We start from the raw sequence: 14,607 nt of genomic DNA on the forward strand, positions 1-14,607 counted from the left end.
TGTGTGGACACTCATCGTGGTATCTTCGTATAAGGAGGTGATCCAGCCCCAGGTTCCCCTAGGGCTACCTTGTTACGACTTCACCCCAGTCATGAACCACAAAGTGGTGAGCGTCCTCCCCGAAAGGTTAAACTACCCACTTCTTTTGCAGCCCACTCCCATGGTGTGACGGGCGGTGTGTACAAGGCCCGGGAACGTATTCACCGTGACATTCTGATTCACGATTACTAGCGATTCCGACTTCATGGAGTCGAGTTGCAGACTCCAATCCGGACTACGACGCACTTTTTGGGATTCGCTCACTATCGCTAGCTTGCTGCCCTCTGTATGCGCCATTGTAGCACGTGTGTAGCCCTACTCGTAAGGGCCATGATGACTTGACGTCGTCCCCACCTTCCTCCGGTTTATCACCGGCAGTCTCCCTGGAGTTCCCGACATTACTCGCTGGCAAACAAGGATAAGGGTTGCGCTCGTTGCGGGACTTAACCCAACATTTCACAACACGAGCTGACGACAGCCATGCAGCACCTGTCTCAGAGCTCCCGAAGGCACACCTGCGTCTCCGCTGGCTTCTCTGGATGTCAAGAGTAGGTAAGGTTCTTCGCGTTGCATCGAATTAAACCACATGCTCCACCGCTTGTGCGGGCCCCCGTCAATTCATTTGAGTTTTAATCTTGCGACCGTACTCCCCAGGCGGTCTACTTAACGCGTTAGCTCCGAAAGCCACGGCTCAAGGCCACAACCTCCAAGTAGACATCGTTTACGGCGTGGACTACCAGGGTATCTAATCCTGTTTGCTCCCCACGCTTTCGCATCTGAGTGTCAGTGTCTGTCCAGGGGGCCGCCTTCGCCACTGGTATTCCTTCAGATCTCTACGCATTTCACCGCTACACCTGAAATTCTACCCCCCTCTACAGCACTCTAGTTCACCAGTTTCAAATGCAGTTCCGAGGTTGAGCCCCGGGCTTTCACATCTGACTTAATGAACCACCTGCATGCGCTTTACGCCCAGTAATTCCGATTAACGCTCGCACCCTCCGTATTACCGCGGCTGCTGGCACGGAGTTAGCCGGTGCTTCTTCTGTTGCTAACGTCAAGATGCGCAGCTATTAACTACACACCCTTCCTCACAACTGAAAGTACTTTACAACCCGAAGGCCTTCTTCATACACGCGGCATGGCTGCATCAGGCTTTCGCCCATTGTGCAATATTCCCCACTGCTGCCTCCCGTAGGAGTCTGGACCGTGTCTCAGTTCCAGTGTGGCTGATCATCCTCTCAGACCAGCTAGGGATCGTCGCCTTGGTGAGCCATTACCTCACCAACTAGCTAATCCCACCTAGGCATATCTTGACGCGAGAGGTCCGAAGATCCCCCTCTTTGGCCCGTAGGCATTATGCGGTATTAGCCATCGTTTCCAATGGTTATCCCCCACATCAAGGCAATTTCCTAGGCATTACTCACCCGTCCGCCGCTCGACGCCCATTAACGCACCCGAAGGATTGTTAGTGTCGTTTCCGCTCGACTTGCATGTGTTAGGCCTGCCGCCAGCGTTCAATCTGAGCCATGATCAAACTCTTCAATTTAAGATTTTGTGACTCAACGAATACTGACTTCAAAACTACTATGTAATTTTAAAGCTATTACCATTCCAACAGAATGGTAATGAATTGACTGTGCCGAATAACTACAAGTAGTTAAACGTATTGGTCACTCAGTTCATTGAAATCAAGTTTGTTACCGAAGTAACTGTCATTACCTAAGTAATAACGTTTTGATATTCATCAACGAGTGCCCACACAGATTGATAGGTTTAAATTGTTAAAGAGCTTTGCTTTCAGTGCCTTAGCACGTAAGCAGGACGCGTATAATACGCTTTCCACTTTGAAAGTCAACATAAAATACTAAGAAAACTTAGAACTCTATGGTGACTTGTCTATTAAATAGACAAAGTCGAAATTAAAGCCTGGCGATGTCCTACTCTCACATGGGGAAACCCCACACTACCATCGGCGCTATTGTGTTTCACTTCTGAGTTCGGCATGGAATCAGGTGGGTCCACAATGCTATGGTCGCCAAGCAAATTTTAAAATTCGGAAAACTGGATTTAAAAGTATCTCTTCAAACTCATTCAAGGTCTGGTCTTTCTTTGAGTCCACAAAACCCCTTGGGTGTTGTATGGTTAAGCCTCACGGGCAATTAGTACAGGTTAGCTCAATGCCTCGCAGCACTTACACACCCTGCCTATCAACGTCGTAGTCTACGACAACCCTTTAGGACACTTATAGCGCCAGGGAAAACTCATCTCAAGGCTCGCTTCCCGCTTAGATGCTTTCAGCGGTTATCGATTCCGAACTTAGCTACCGGGCAATGCCATTGGCATGACAACCCGAACACCAGAGGTTCGTCCACTCCGGTCCTCTCGTACTAGGAGCAGCCCCTTTCAATTTTCCAACGCCCACGGCAGATAGGGACCGAACTGTCTCACGACGTTCTAAACCCAGCTCGCGTACCACTTTAAATGGCGAACAGCCATACCCTTGGGACCGACTTCAGCCCCAGGATGTGATGAGCCGACATCGAGGTGCCAAACACCGCCGTCGATATGAACTCTTGGGCGGTATCAGCCTGTTATCCCCGGAGTACCTTTTATCCGTTGAGCGATGGCCCTTCCATTCAGAACCACCGGATCACTATGACCTGCTTTCGCACCTGCTCGAATTGTCATTCTCGCAGTCAAGCGGGCTTATGCCATTGCACTAACCACACGATGTCCAACCGTGTTTAGCCCACCTTCGTGCTCCTCCGTTACTCTTTGGGAGGAGACCGCCCCAGTCAAACTACCCACCAGGCACTGTCCGTAATCCCGATTCAGGGACCAACGTTAGAACATCAAAACTACAAGGGTGGTATTTCAAGGACGACTCCACCACATCTAGCGACGCGGTTTCAAAGTCTCCCACCTATCCTACACATGTAGGTTCAATGTTCAGTGCCAAGCTGTAGTAAAGGTTCACGGGGTCTTTCCGTCTAGCCGCGGGTACACTGCATCTTCACAGCGATTTCAATTTCACTGAGTCTCGGGTGGAGACAGCGTGGCCATCATTACGCCATTCGTGCAGGTCGGAACTTACCCGACAAGGAATTTCGCTACCTTAGGACCGTTATAGTTACGGCCGCCGTTTACCGGGGCTTCGATCAAGAGCTTCGACCGAAGTCTAACCCCATCAATTAACCTTCCGGCACCGGGCAGGCGTCACACCGTATACGTCATCTTACGATTTTGCACAGTGCTGTGTTTTTAATAAACAGTTGCAGCCACCTGGTATCTGCGACTCTCGTCTGCTCCATCCGCAAGGGACTTCACTGATAAGAGCGTACCTTCTCCCGAAGTTACGGTACCATTTTGCCTAGTTCCTTCACCCGAGTTCTCTCAAGCGCCTTGGTATTCTCTACCCGACCACCTGTGTCGGTTTGGGGTACGATTCCTTACAATCTGAAGCTTAGAGGCTTTTCCTGGAAGCATGGCATCAATGACTTCACTACCGTAGTAGCTCGACATCGTATCTCAGCGTTAATGAAAGTCCGGATTTACCTAAACTTTCCGCCTACATACTTGAACCTGGACAACCGTCGCCAGGCCCACCTAGCCTTCTCCGTCCCCCCATCGCAATTGTAAGAAGTACGGGAATATTAACCCGTTTCCCATCGACTACGCCTTTCGGCCTCGCCTTAGGAGTCGACTTACCCTGCCCCGATTAACGTTGGACAGGAACCCTTGGTCTTCCGGCGAGGGAGTTTTTCACTCCCTTTATCGTTACTCATGTCAGCATTCGCACTTCTGATACCTCCAGCAGCCCTTACAGACCACCTTCAACGGCTTACAGAACGCTCCCCTACCCCACATACCCTAAGGTACGTAGCCGCAGCTTCGGTGTATAGCTTAGCCCCGTTACATCTTCCGCGCAGGCCGACTCGACCAGTGAGCTATTACGCTTTCTTTAAATGATGGCTGCTTCTAAGCCAACATCCTGGCTGTCTGAGCCTTCCCACATCGTTTCCCACTTAGCTATACTTTGGGACCTTAGCTGGCGGTCTGGGTTGTTTCCCTCTCCACGACGGACGTTAGCACCCGCCGTGTGTCTCCCGGATAGTACTTACTGGTATTCGGAGTTTGCAAAGGGTTGGTAAGTCGGGATGACCCCCTAGCCTTAACAGTGCTCTACCCCCAGTAGTATTCGTCCGAGGCGCTACCTAAATAGCTTTCGGGGAGAACCAGCTATCTCCAGGTTTGATTGGCCTTTCACCCCTAGCCACAAGTCATCCGCTAATTTTTCAACATTAGTCGGTTCGGTCCTCCAGTTGATGTTACTCAACCTTCAACCTGCCCATGGCTAGATCACCTGGTTTCGGGTCTAATCCTAGCAACTGTACGCCCAGTTAAGACTCGGTTTCCCTACGGCTCCCCTAAACGGTTAACCTTGCTACTAAAATTAAGTCGCTGACCCATTATACAAAAGGTACGCAGTCACACCACGAAGGTGCTCCTACTGCTTGTACGTACACGGTTTCAGGTTCTATTTCACTCCCCTCACAGGGGTTCTTTTCGCCTTTCCCTCACGGTACTGGTTCACTATCGGTCAGTCAGTAGTATTTAGCCTTGGAGGATGGTCCCCCCATATTCAGACAGGATATCACGTGTCCCGCCCTACTCGATTTCACTGATTATGATGTGTCGGTTACGGGGCTATCACCCTTTATTGCGAGACTTTCCAGACTCTTCACCTGCATCATTAAAAGCTTAAGGGCTAATCCAATTTCGCTCGCCGCTACTTTCGGAATCTCGGTTGATTTCTCTTCCTCGGGGTACTTAGATGTTTCAGTTCCCCCGGTTTGCCTCCTGTTGCTATGTATTCACAACAGGATACGTGCTTATGCACGTGGGTTTCCCCATTCAGAAATCCCAGACTCAAAAGGTTATTACTACCTAATCTGGGCTTATCGCAAGTTATTACGTCTTTCATCGCCTCTGACTGCCAAGGCATCCACCGTGTACGCTTAGTCACTTAACCATACAACCCGAAAGGGTCTTAGTGTATGGCAACTAACCAAGGTTTTTGGTTGTCATCAAGAAGGGTTAATTCCTGATAACTGTTTGCCGGACTCCATTGTGAATCAATGTAAACATTGATTCGAATACAAGACACTTGAATGTGTTTGTTGTGTTTATCAATAAAGATAAACATTGAGAACTTTTAAATTTGATTGAATTACTCGTAAGTAAATCAATCAGTCAGCTTTCCAAATTGTTAAAGAGCATAAAGCAAAAAGCTTTAATCAATAACTTACGTTATTAATTAAAGCTCTGGCTTTAACTAAATCTAAACCATCAATCTGTGTGGACACTCATCGTAAGTATCTTCGTATAAGGAGGTGATCCAGCCCCAGGTTCCCCTAGGGCTACCTTGTTACGACTTCACCCCAGTCATGAACCACAAAGTGGTGAGCGTCCTCCCCGAAAGGTTAAACTACCCACTTCTTTTGCAGCCCACTCCCATGGTGTGACGGGCGGTGTGTACAAGGCCCGGGAACGTATTCACCGTGACATTCTGATTCACGATTACTAGCGATTCCGACTTCATGGAGTCGAGTTGCAGACTCCAATCCGGACTACGACGCACTTTTTGGGATTCGCTCACTATCGCTAGCTTGCTGCCCTCTGTATGCGCCATTGTAGCACGTGTGTAGCCCTACTCGTAAGGGCCATGATGACTTGACGTCGTCCCCACCTTCCTCCGGTTTATCACCGGCAGTCTCCCTGGAGTTCCCGACATTACTCGCTGGCAAACAAGGATAAGGGTTGCGCTCGTTGCGGGACTTAACCCAACATTTCACAACACGAGCTGACGACAGCCATGCAGCACCTGTCTCAGAGTTCCCGAAGGCACACCTGCGTCTCCGCTGGCTTCTCTGGATGTCAAGAGTAGGTAAGGTTCTTCGCGTTGCATCGAATTAAACCACATGCTCCACCGCTTGTGCGGGCCCCCGTCAATTCATTTGAGTTTTAATCTTGCGACCGTACTCCCCAGGCGGTCTACTTAACGCGTTAGCTCCGAAAGCCACGGCTCAAGGCCACAACCTCCAAGTAGACATCGTTTACGGCGTGGACTACCAGGGTATCTAATCCTGTTTGCTCCCCACGCTTTCGCATCTGAGTGTCAGTGTCTGTCCAGGGGGCCGCCTTCGCCACTGGTATTCCTTCAGATCTCTACGCATTTCACCGCTACACCTGAAATTCTACCCCCCTCTACAGCACTCTAGTTCACCAGTTTCAAATGCAGTTCCGAGGTTGAGCCCCGGGCTTTCACATCTGACTTAATGAACCACCTGCATGCGCTTTACGCCCAGTAATTCCGATTAACGCTCGCACCCTCCGTATTACCGCGGCTGCTGGCACGGAGTTAGCCGGTGCTTCTTCTGTTGCTAACGTCAAGATGTGCAGCTATTAACTACACACCCTTCCTCACAACTGAAAGTACTTTACAACCCGAAGGCCTTCTTCATACACGCGGCATGGCTGCATCAGGCTTTCGCCCATTGTGCAATATTCCCCACTGCTGCCTCCCGTAGGAGTCTGGACCGTGTCTCAGTTCCAGTGTGGCTGATCATCCTCTCAGACCAGCTAGGGATCGTCGCCTTGGTGAGCCATTACCTCACCAACTAGCTAATCCCACCTAGGCATATCTTGACGCGAGAGGCCCGAAGGTCCCCCTCTTTGGCCCGTAGGCATTATGCGGTATTAGCCATCGTTTCCAATGGTTATCCCCCACATCAAGGCAATTTCCTAGGCATTACTCACCCGTCCGCCGCTCGACGCCCATTAACGCACCCGAAGGATTGTTAGTGTCGTTTCCGCTCGACTTGCATGTGTTAGGCCTGCCGCCAGCGTTCAATCTGAGCCATGATCAAACTCTTCAATTTAAAGTTTTGATTACCTAAATTAATAGGTGTGACTCAACGAATACTGACTTCAAAACTAATATTCATTCGAAAATGAACATGTAATTCTAAAGCTATTACCATTCCAACAGAATGATAATGAATTGACTGTGCCAAATAACCGAAGTTATTCGTATTGGTCACTCAGTTCATTGAAATCAATTTTGATTCCGAAGAATCTGTTTTATCTAACGATAAAACGTTTTGATATTCATCAACGAGTGCCCACACAGATTGATAGGTTTAAATTGTTAAAGAGCTTCACTTGTTGAGCGTTCCTTTTAGCAAGGAGCCTCTCGAAGTGGACGGCCATTCTAGCGTTTTAATTCTCAGTGTCAAACACTTATTGGGAATTAATTTCTACTTTTAAAAAGTAGGAGCGATTAAACGCTTTAAGCTAGTTGCCTTACCAACATTCTGCGCTGAAGCCTTGTGGCGTCTGCCGTGTCAGTGAGGCGGCATTATAGAGATGCCACTCATATTGGCAAGCAATAAATGCGTTTTTTATTGAAAAAAGAGGTTAAGTGAGGACATTTAAACCAAAGGCTTATTTATACCAGTTTCACCCCAAGTTTCGAACAAATTACCCACAGCGACCTGTGGATAACTACTCACCATTATCAAAAAAGTAAGATAAACGAGCCCTAGGGTTTAGATATTCTCTAACTTGTTCCGGTAGCTTGCTTGGATGAACAGCATTAACGATTTTGATCTCTTTAATAAAGAGGTCAATGATCGGGGCTTGGGTTCTTGGCACGCTAGGATCGTAGATCAGTACATTTGGATAAAGCATATGCTTGGCGTTAACAGATATCACAATCCCAATCGAATCATTTGAAAGCTGTACTACGGTTCCTGGTGGGTAGACTCCCATAAACTTAACCAACAGCCCCAAATTATCTTGGCTATATAGATATTTGCCGTTCTTATATAAGTGAGACAATGCCAAGTATGGGATCATTTGTTGATATTGCGTTTTACCATGGCAAAGATTATCGAAAGCGTTAGCCACTGCAACTATCTTGGCAAACTCATCGATCTCATCTTCTTTTAAACCTTCAGGATAACCAGAACCATCATTCATCTCATGATGTTGAGCAATCACCTTTTTAGCACTTTCAGGAAAGTCATCAATTGTTGAGACAATATCTGCACCATATTTGGTGTGAAGCTTTAGGTAGTTCTCTTCTGGTACCGTTAGTGCGCTCTGCTTTCTTAATATCGCGACTGGTATTTTGATTTTGCCTACATCGTGGAACAATGAGGCAAATGAAAGATCTTTCAACTGTTGCGTATTGTAGCCTTTAGCTTTACCTATCATTAGCGCAATAACAGAGACATTTAATGTATGAAAGTAGATATCTTCAAAGTCAGCTTTTGCATTCATGAGATGCAAGGTGACGTTATCATCGCTCACTAGGGTTTCGACAATATCATCAACAAGAGCCTTAACCTCCCCTACCGCATCTAATGGGCGATTACGGATTTTAGTCATCACTGAACGCATTCGAGCAAGCGAACGTTCGAACTCTTTCTCGCAATGGCTCACCCTACGACGGTAAGAGCTTAGAGTTTCGATACGCTCATGCTTATCTTTCCACATTCTTTCTGCTTCAAGGCTTACCTGTAAATCACCATCAAGGTCTTGTTCACTCACATGGTTAGGGGGTAAAGGTGATGTATCACTTTGGTTCGGGTTTATATAGACGTGCTTAATCCCAAGGTGTCGAATGACTTTTACTTGGGCGTCGTCTTTGATTTTAAAGCTGTTGAGTAGAAATGGGTGTTCATTCCATTTTACTGGGAGTCGTACATGTAGACCGGGCTGAATGCGATCTACGGTAATCTTTATGCTGCCCATTTTTATATATAATATTGATTATTAATCTCTATTTATAATTCTAATAAAACCAAGCAGCAATTTCACTATCCAATTTCACAGGTTCAACTTAAAGAATCACAGTGCACCATCCAACGTATACCGAACTTGTCTTCTACTTTGCCAAACCGGGCACCCCAAAAAGTATCCGCTAGCGGTGTCATTATACGCCCGCCTTGCTTTAGCTTTTCAAAGATGTGTTCTTGAGTGGCGGTATCCTCGGTAACAAGCGAGAGTGCAAGGTTGTTCCCTTCGAGCTCCTTGGCTTTAACACCATCGGACATCATCAGCTTCATGCCGAACGCTTCAAACTCAGCATGCATAATCCAATCAGGTTGAGCTCCCTCTATTACTTGTGGCGCATCACTAAAAAGTTGTTTAGATAAAACTACACCGCCAAAACACTTATGGTAAAAATCCAACGCTTCATTACAACGACCATCAAAAAACAAGTAAGGGGTTACTGTCAGCATATATCTCTCCTCTATTATTCCTTTAAACATAGACAATAGAAGAGAGATTGGTAGGTAACATCATGATTTAAGATGATTAATTCACTAAGGAATCGAATTACGAAGGGAAACCGTGAGATTTAGGAATGAAACCACAAGATCTGACTGATTGAAAAAGCATTCCTGCCGCCACCACGAAGGCAACGTATTCTGGTCTCCGGATACAACAAAGCCCCGACTTGAGTCGAAGCTTTGTCATTTAAATATGGTATCGGTAGGCGACTTGACTGGGCTGCATCCAAGCCGGCACGCCGGATTTCAAATTAACAAACACCTAAAACGACGAAAGGTCGCTATAAAAGCGACCTTTCTATGTTTGGTACTGGTTTAGACCGACTGATTGGACAGGCATTCCTGCCGCCACCGCGAAGGCAACGTTTTCTGCTCTCCAGATACAACAAAGCCCCGACATGAGTCGAGGCTTTGTTATTTAAATATGGTACCGGTAGGCGGACTTGAACCGCCACGCCCGAAGGCAACGGATTTTGAATCCGTCGTGTATACCAATTTCACCATACCGGCATTATCTTGGGGCATTGCCCTTTCGATGTTTGGCATTATACGTATGCGAACTGATGTGGCAAGTATAAAAACTTGAATTCATGTGTGTTTGCCGATAATTTCGCCACTAAGTCATAAGCTGTGCGTCATGTCTCTTTTCACGCCAAGCCTTAGACTATATTCTGACGCCTAAATTTTTGAAGAAGTAATAACACCATGACATCAACAAACACAATGCCACCAGCAGGAGTAATGCGCCGATTTGGTGCCTTGTTCTATGACGCCCTTATCGTAATCGCTATTGAAATGTTGGCGGCTGGCGTCATTGTCGCTCTACTGCACGCACTCATGGCTCTTGGCGTTTTTAACCATAGCGGTTATGCCGATGTTAGTGACTTCTTAACGAACCACCCTATCTGGAGCCCAGCATATACTTTCTACTTAGTCGTAGTTTGGGTGTACTTCTTTGTATTCTTCTGGACAAGAGCTGGCCAAACGCTAGGAATGAGAGCTTGGAAACTGCGTGTTCAAAACAAAGATGGCTCAGCAATTACGGTAACCCAAGCACTGATTCGCTTAGGAACCTCAGGGTTTGGATTGGCAAACTTATGTGTTCCATTCGATCCTCAGAAGCGAGGCTTTCACGACATCTGGGCTAAGACTGAAGTAGTCGTGCTACCACAAGCACGATAACGCTATTAATCTCACTACAATCAAGATCAAAAAAGGAAGGCGTTATGCCTTCCTTTTTCTATTTACAGTTTCCGCCTTAAGAGCATTATGGCTATTCCGAGGAACACCACGCTCGGGGCGAGCGCACCAAAGGCCGGTGGTATTTGATAAACCAAACTGACCGGACCAAAAAACTCACTGGATATATAGAAGGTAAAACCTGCAATAACCCCCGAAAGAATTCTTGCTCCCATAGTCACACTTCGTAATGGACCAAAGATAAACGACAGTGCCATCAACATCATGACCGCTATCGAGATAGGCTGAGTTATCTTTCTCCATAAAGCGAGCTCATAGCGTGATGCATCTTGCTCCGACGCTTTTAGGTAGGAAACATAATCATACAATCCACTTAAAGACAGCTCTTCAGGCTTAACCGTTACAATCGCAAGCTTATCTGGAGCGAGTGACGTCTTCCATGAGTATGTCGGTAGGCTTTCTTTGGTAATTTGAATCTCATTTTCGAACGACGTGATCTCGACATCGTTCATTGTCCAAACGTTGTCTCCAACGTAATCGACCTCTTTAGAGTATATCGCCGTTTTAAGTGCCTTATTCTCATCAAAGCGCCACATGTTCAAACCATATAGCTTTTCATCGTCAATTTTGACAACGAATATAAAGTCATTGGCATCACGCGCCCATACCCCACTTTGGGTAGAGATAATATTACCACCAGCAATCGATATAGTTCTCAGATCACGAGCCATCTTCTGTGCTTGAGGCGCACCCCATTGACCAAGAAGAGTCACCACGATCATTAATGGAATGGCGGTTTTGAGTACCGATAGGCCAATATCTAACTTAGAGAAACCAGCAGCTTGCATCACCACCAGCTCAGAACTCGCAGCAAGCATACCCAATCCAATCAATGCACCAAGTAATGCGGCCATTGGAAAGAACATCTCGATATCGCGAGGGATACTCAATAGAACGAAATACAGCGCTTGTAATAGGTCATAGGTACCACGACCAACCTTTCTCAGCTGCTCTACGTACTTGATAATTCCAGAGAGACCAACAAACGTCACCAATACCAGTGACGTAGTTGCGATGATGGTTCTGCCTATATATAAATCGAGAATCTTAAACACGGCTTAAGCTAACCTTTTATTCTTGAATTTTTCTTTCAAACGCCTTACTGGCACGCTATCCATAAAGTTTGCACCAATTGCGACAAATAACAACAACGCATTAATTGGCCACATGCCAACTACCGCAGGGATACTCCCCTCTTCAATCGAAGATTTGGTTGCACTAATTGCTAAGAAATAGGTTAGGTAAATTAGAATAGCTGGCCCAATTTTAGCGAAACGACCTTGTCGAGGGTTCACCGCAGACAGTGGCACGACAAGCATGGTCAACAATGGAATACAAAGCACCAATGAAATTCGCCACTGTAATTCCGCTTTAGCACTGTTTTCTGGATTGCCAATCAGTTCGAGCGTAGGAATGGCTTCCCAATCTCGACCTTTTTTCTCAACCTCACGCTGACCAATTAAGCCTTCGTACTCTTCAAAGTGCGTCACCATATAATCAAGACGTGTTGGAATCCCTTCATGACGGGTACCATCGTACATCACAATCACTTGGCGACCATCGCTGAGTTCTTTTACATCACCTGACTTAGAGAACATCACACTAGGCAATACCGAATCACGTGGGCGCATTTGAGCAACGAACACATTTTCTAACTTGTTACCGTCGATATCATCAATGAAAACGACAGAAGAACCATCCGGCGTACCTTCAAACTTACCTTTCGGAAGTAAATCAACGCTATTTTCTGCAGCGACTTCTTCATACATTTGCTCAACTTTGTCTTGCGACCAAGGAGATAACCAAAATGAGTTAAAGGCAGCAACAGATGCGGTAATCAAAGCCAAATAAAGCGCAGATTGGATAAGGAATTTGTTACCAATACCCGTAGCGTTCATTACGACTATTTCACTTTCAGCGTAAAGACGGCCAAAAGTAAGCAAAATACCAATATAGATACTGAGTGGAAGCATCAACAAGCCCATTGCTGGCATATTTAGACCAACAATCGACAATATGAGGCTCGCAGGAATATCACCATCAGAGGCGTCCGCTAAAACACTGATGAATTTTTGGCTGAGAAACACGAGAAAGAGAACAAAAAAGATCGCAAATTGGCTCTTGATTGTCTCGCGGATCAAATATCTAACAATAATCACGCTCAAATTACCTATACAAAACTTGTTTTTTTGATTGAATCACTATAATTTCCCGTTGAACCTTTTATTTTTTTAAATTTTTAGCTAAGTGTTAGCGTTCTTCTTTAAGGTTAGTTCCATTATAGGATCCAACAAGTAAGAACCCATTATCTAACATTTAGTTCGATTTGTCTTCAGGATGTAGGAGTACGCATGGAGTTCAGTGTAAAAAGTGGCAGCCCAGAGAAACAGCGCAGCGCATGTATCGTTGTCGGTGTATTCGAACCGCGCCGCCTTTCTCCAGTAGCCGAGCAATTAGATAAGATTAGCGATGGCTATATTAGTTCACTGCTTCGTCGCGGTGATCTAGAGGGTAAACCTGGCCAGATGCTGCTACTGCATCAAGTACCTGGTGTACTTTCAGAACGTGTTCTACTGGTAGGCTGTGGTAAAGAACGTGAGCTAGGCGAGCGTCAATACAAAGAAATTATCCAAAAAACCATCAGCACACTAAACGAAACAGGTTCTATGGAAGCAGTATGTTTCCTTACAGAGCTTCACGTTAAAGGTCGCGACACTTACTGGAAAGTTCGTCAAGCGGTAGAAGCGACTAAAGATGGTCTTTACACATTCGACCAATTTAAGAGCAACAAACCAGAGACTCGTCGTCCATTGCGTAAATTGGTATTCAACGTACCAACTCGTCGTGAGCTAAGCCTTGGCGAAAAAGCGATTTCTCACGGTCTTGCTATTGCTTCAGGTGTGAAAGCATCTAAAGATCTTGGCAACATGCCACCGAACATCGCAAACCCGGCTTACCTAGCTTCTCAAGCTCGTCGTTTAGCTGACGATTATGAGACAGTAAAGACTAAGATCATCGGTGAAGAAGAGATGGAAAAGCTGGGTATGACTTCATACTTAGCAGTAGGCCGTGGCTCTAAGAACGAATCTATGATGTCTATCATGGAATACAAAGGTGCTGCTGACCCAAATGCAAAACCTATCGTTCTAGTTGGTAAAGGTCTTACTTTCGATTCAGGCGGTATCTCACTTAAGCCTGGTGAAGGCATGGATGAGATGAAGTACGACATGTGTGGTGCTGCATCTGTATTCGGCACAATGAAAGCATTGGCGAAACTTAACTTGCCAATCAACGTTGTAGGTATTCTTGCTGGCTGTGAAAACATGCCGGGTAGCAATGCTTACCGCCCTGGTGACATTCTAACGACAATGTCTGGCCAAACTGTTGAAGTACTCAACACTGATGCTGAAGGTCGCTTGGTTCTATGTGATGCTCTAACTTACGTTGAGCGTTTTGAACCGGATTGTGTTGTTGACGTTGCGACATTAACTGGCGCGTGTGTTATTGCTTTAGGTCACCACATCAGTGGCGTTCTATCAAACCACAACCCTCTTTCTCATGAACTTGTTAATGCTTCAGAGCAAGCAAGTGACCGTGCATGGCGTCTACCTATGGCAGACGAGTACCATGAGCAGCTAAACAGCCCGTTTGCTGATATGGCAAACATCGGTGGCCGCCCAGGCGGTACTATCACCGCAGGTTGTTTCCTGTCTAAATTCACCAAAAAGTACCACTGGGCTCACATCGACAGTGCAGGTACCGCGTGGAAGTCAGGTGCAGCGAAAGGCTCGACAGGTCGTCCTGTCTCAATGCTAGTCCAATTCTTATTGAACCGCAGCGGCCATGAGACTGAAGAGCAATCTTCAAAATAATGAAAAGGGCCTACGGGCCCTTTTTTAATAAGCGCTATTTGTTAGATCCTGTTAACCAAGTAACATTAATATCC

The 14,607-nt window shown here is 46.3% G+C and carries 7 protein-coding genes, 1 tRNA gene and 4 rRNA genes; 2 read left to right on the forward strand and 10 right to left on the reverse strand.

The features are described from left to right. Positions 1-30: 30 nt before the first annotated feature. The 8 genes from QWZ07_RS20170 to QWZ07_RS20205 all read right to left on the reverse strand — a co-directional run bounded on the left by QWZ07_RS20170 (position 31) and on the right by QWZ07_RS20205 (position 9,911). Positions 31-1,585: ribosomal RNA gene (locus QWZ07_RS20170) — 16S ribosomal RNA — on the reverse strand. 378 nt (positions 1,586-1,963) lie between these two features. After that, positions 1,964-2,079, reverse strand: a 5S ribosomal RNA gene (rrf, locus tag QWZ07_RS20175). 98 nt (positions 2,080-2,177) lie between these two features. Continuing rightward, positions 2,178-5,071: ribosomal RNA gene (locus QWZ07_RS20180) — 23S ribosomal RNA — on the reverse strand. Positions 5,072-5,089: 18 nt separating this feature from the next. Beyond that, a complete protein-coding gene (locus tag QWZ07_RS20185; RefSeq protein WP_290255913.1) occupies positions 5,090-5,245 on the reverse strand; it encodes a hypothetical protein in 156 nt (51 codons plus the stop codon). Positions 5,246-5,425: 180 nt separating this feature from the next. Then, positions 5,426-6,980, reverse strand: a 16S ribosomal RNA gene (locus QWZ07_RS20190). The 16S, 23S and 5S rRNA genes sit together here, the layout of an rRNA operon. Positions 6,981-7,605: 625 nt before the next feature. Then, positions 7,606-8,859 carry a cyclic di-GMP phosphodiesterase gene (locus QWZ07_RS20195; protein WP_192853934.1) on the reverse strand — a complete coding sequence of 418 codons (1,254 nt, stop codon included), beginning with the start codon at positions 8,857-8,859 and terminating at the stop codon, positions 7,606-7,608. Between the two features lie 83 nt (positions 8,860-8,942). After that, complete coding sequence (locus QWZ07_RS20200) at positions 8,943-9,350, reverse strand: VOC family protein (RefSeq protein ID WP_029223348.1); 408 nt, start codon at positions 9,348-9,350, stop codon at positions 8,943-8,945. A 476-nt stretch (positions 9,351-9,826) separates the two neighbouring features. Continuing rightward, positions 9,827-9,911 (reverse strand) — tRNA-Leu (locus QWZ07_RS20205). A 195-nt stretch (positions 9,912-10,106) separates the two neighbouring features. On the opposite strand from QWZ07_RS20205, the gene QWZ07_RS20210 reads away from it, so the two are divergent. Then, a complete protein-coding gene (locus QWZ07_RS20210; protein ID WP_017107789.1) occupies positions 10,107-10,583 on the forward strand; it encodes an RDD family protein in 477 nt (158 codons plus the stop codon). Positions 10,584-10,645: 62 nt separating this feature from the next. Here QWZ07_RS20210 and lptG read toward each other — a convergent pair whose 3' ends face one another. Together lptG and lptF are read right to left on the reverse strand one after the other, a co-directional pair. Next, positions 10,646-11,716, reverse strand: a complete 1,071-nt coding sequence (lptG, locus tag QWZ07_RS20215; RefSeq protein WP_192853933.1) for an LPS export ABC transporter permease LptG — start codon at positions 11,714-11,716, stop codon at positions 10,646-10,648. A 3-nt stretch (positions 11,717-11,719) separates the two neighbouring features. Next, the gene (gene lptF, locus QWZ07_RS20220; protein WP_029225986.1) at positions 11,720-12,820 is read right to left on the reverse strand and encodes an LPS export ABC transporter permease LptF; all 1,101 of its coding nucleotides are present in this window, start codon (positions 12,818-12,820) and stop codon (positions 11,720-11,722) included. A gap of 192 nt (positions 12,821-13,012) precedes the next feature. On the opposite strand from lptF, the gene pepA reads away from it, so the two are divergent. After that, positions 13,013-14,533 carry a leucyl aminopeptidase gene (pepA, locus tag QWZ07_RS20225; protein ID WP_065104169.1) on the forward strand — a complete coding sequence of 507 codons (1,521 nt, stop codon included), beginning with the start codon at positions 13,013-13,015 and terminating at the stop codon, positions 14,531-14,533. The last annotated feature ends 74 nt before the right edge of the window (positions 14,534-14,607 follow it).

It is taken from the genome of Vibrio lentus (assembly GCF_030409755.1).
Lineage (GTDB): Bacteria > Pseudomonadota > Gammaproteobacteria > Enterobacterales > Vibrionaceae > Vibrio > Vibrio lentus.

What these genes read in the sequence shown, in the direction of transcription:
- QWZ07_RS20185 (WP_290255913.1), bottom strand. Translation starts at nt 5,245, where the DNA reads ATGTTTATCTTTATTGATAAACACAACAAACACATTCAAGTGTCTTGT.
- pepA (WP_065104169.1), top strand. Translation starts at nt 13,013, where the DNA reads ATGGAGTTCAGTGTAAAAAGTGGCAGCCCAGAGAAACAGCGCAGCGCA.
- QWZ07_RS20200 (WP_029223348.1), bottom strand. Translation starts at nt 9,350, where the DNA reads ATGCTGACAGTAACCCCTTACTTGTTTTTTGATGGTCGTTGTAATGAA.
- QWZ07_RS20210 (WP_017107789.1), top strand. Translation starts at nt 10,107, where the DNA reads ATGACATCAACAAACACAATGCCACCAGCAGGAGTAATGCGCCGATTT.
- QWZ07_RS20195 (WP_192853934.1), bottom strand. Translation starts at nt 8,859, where the DNA reads ATGGGCAGCATAAAGATTACCGTAGATCGCATTCAGCCCGGTCTACAT.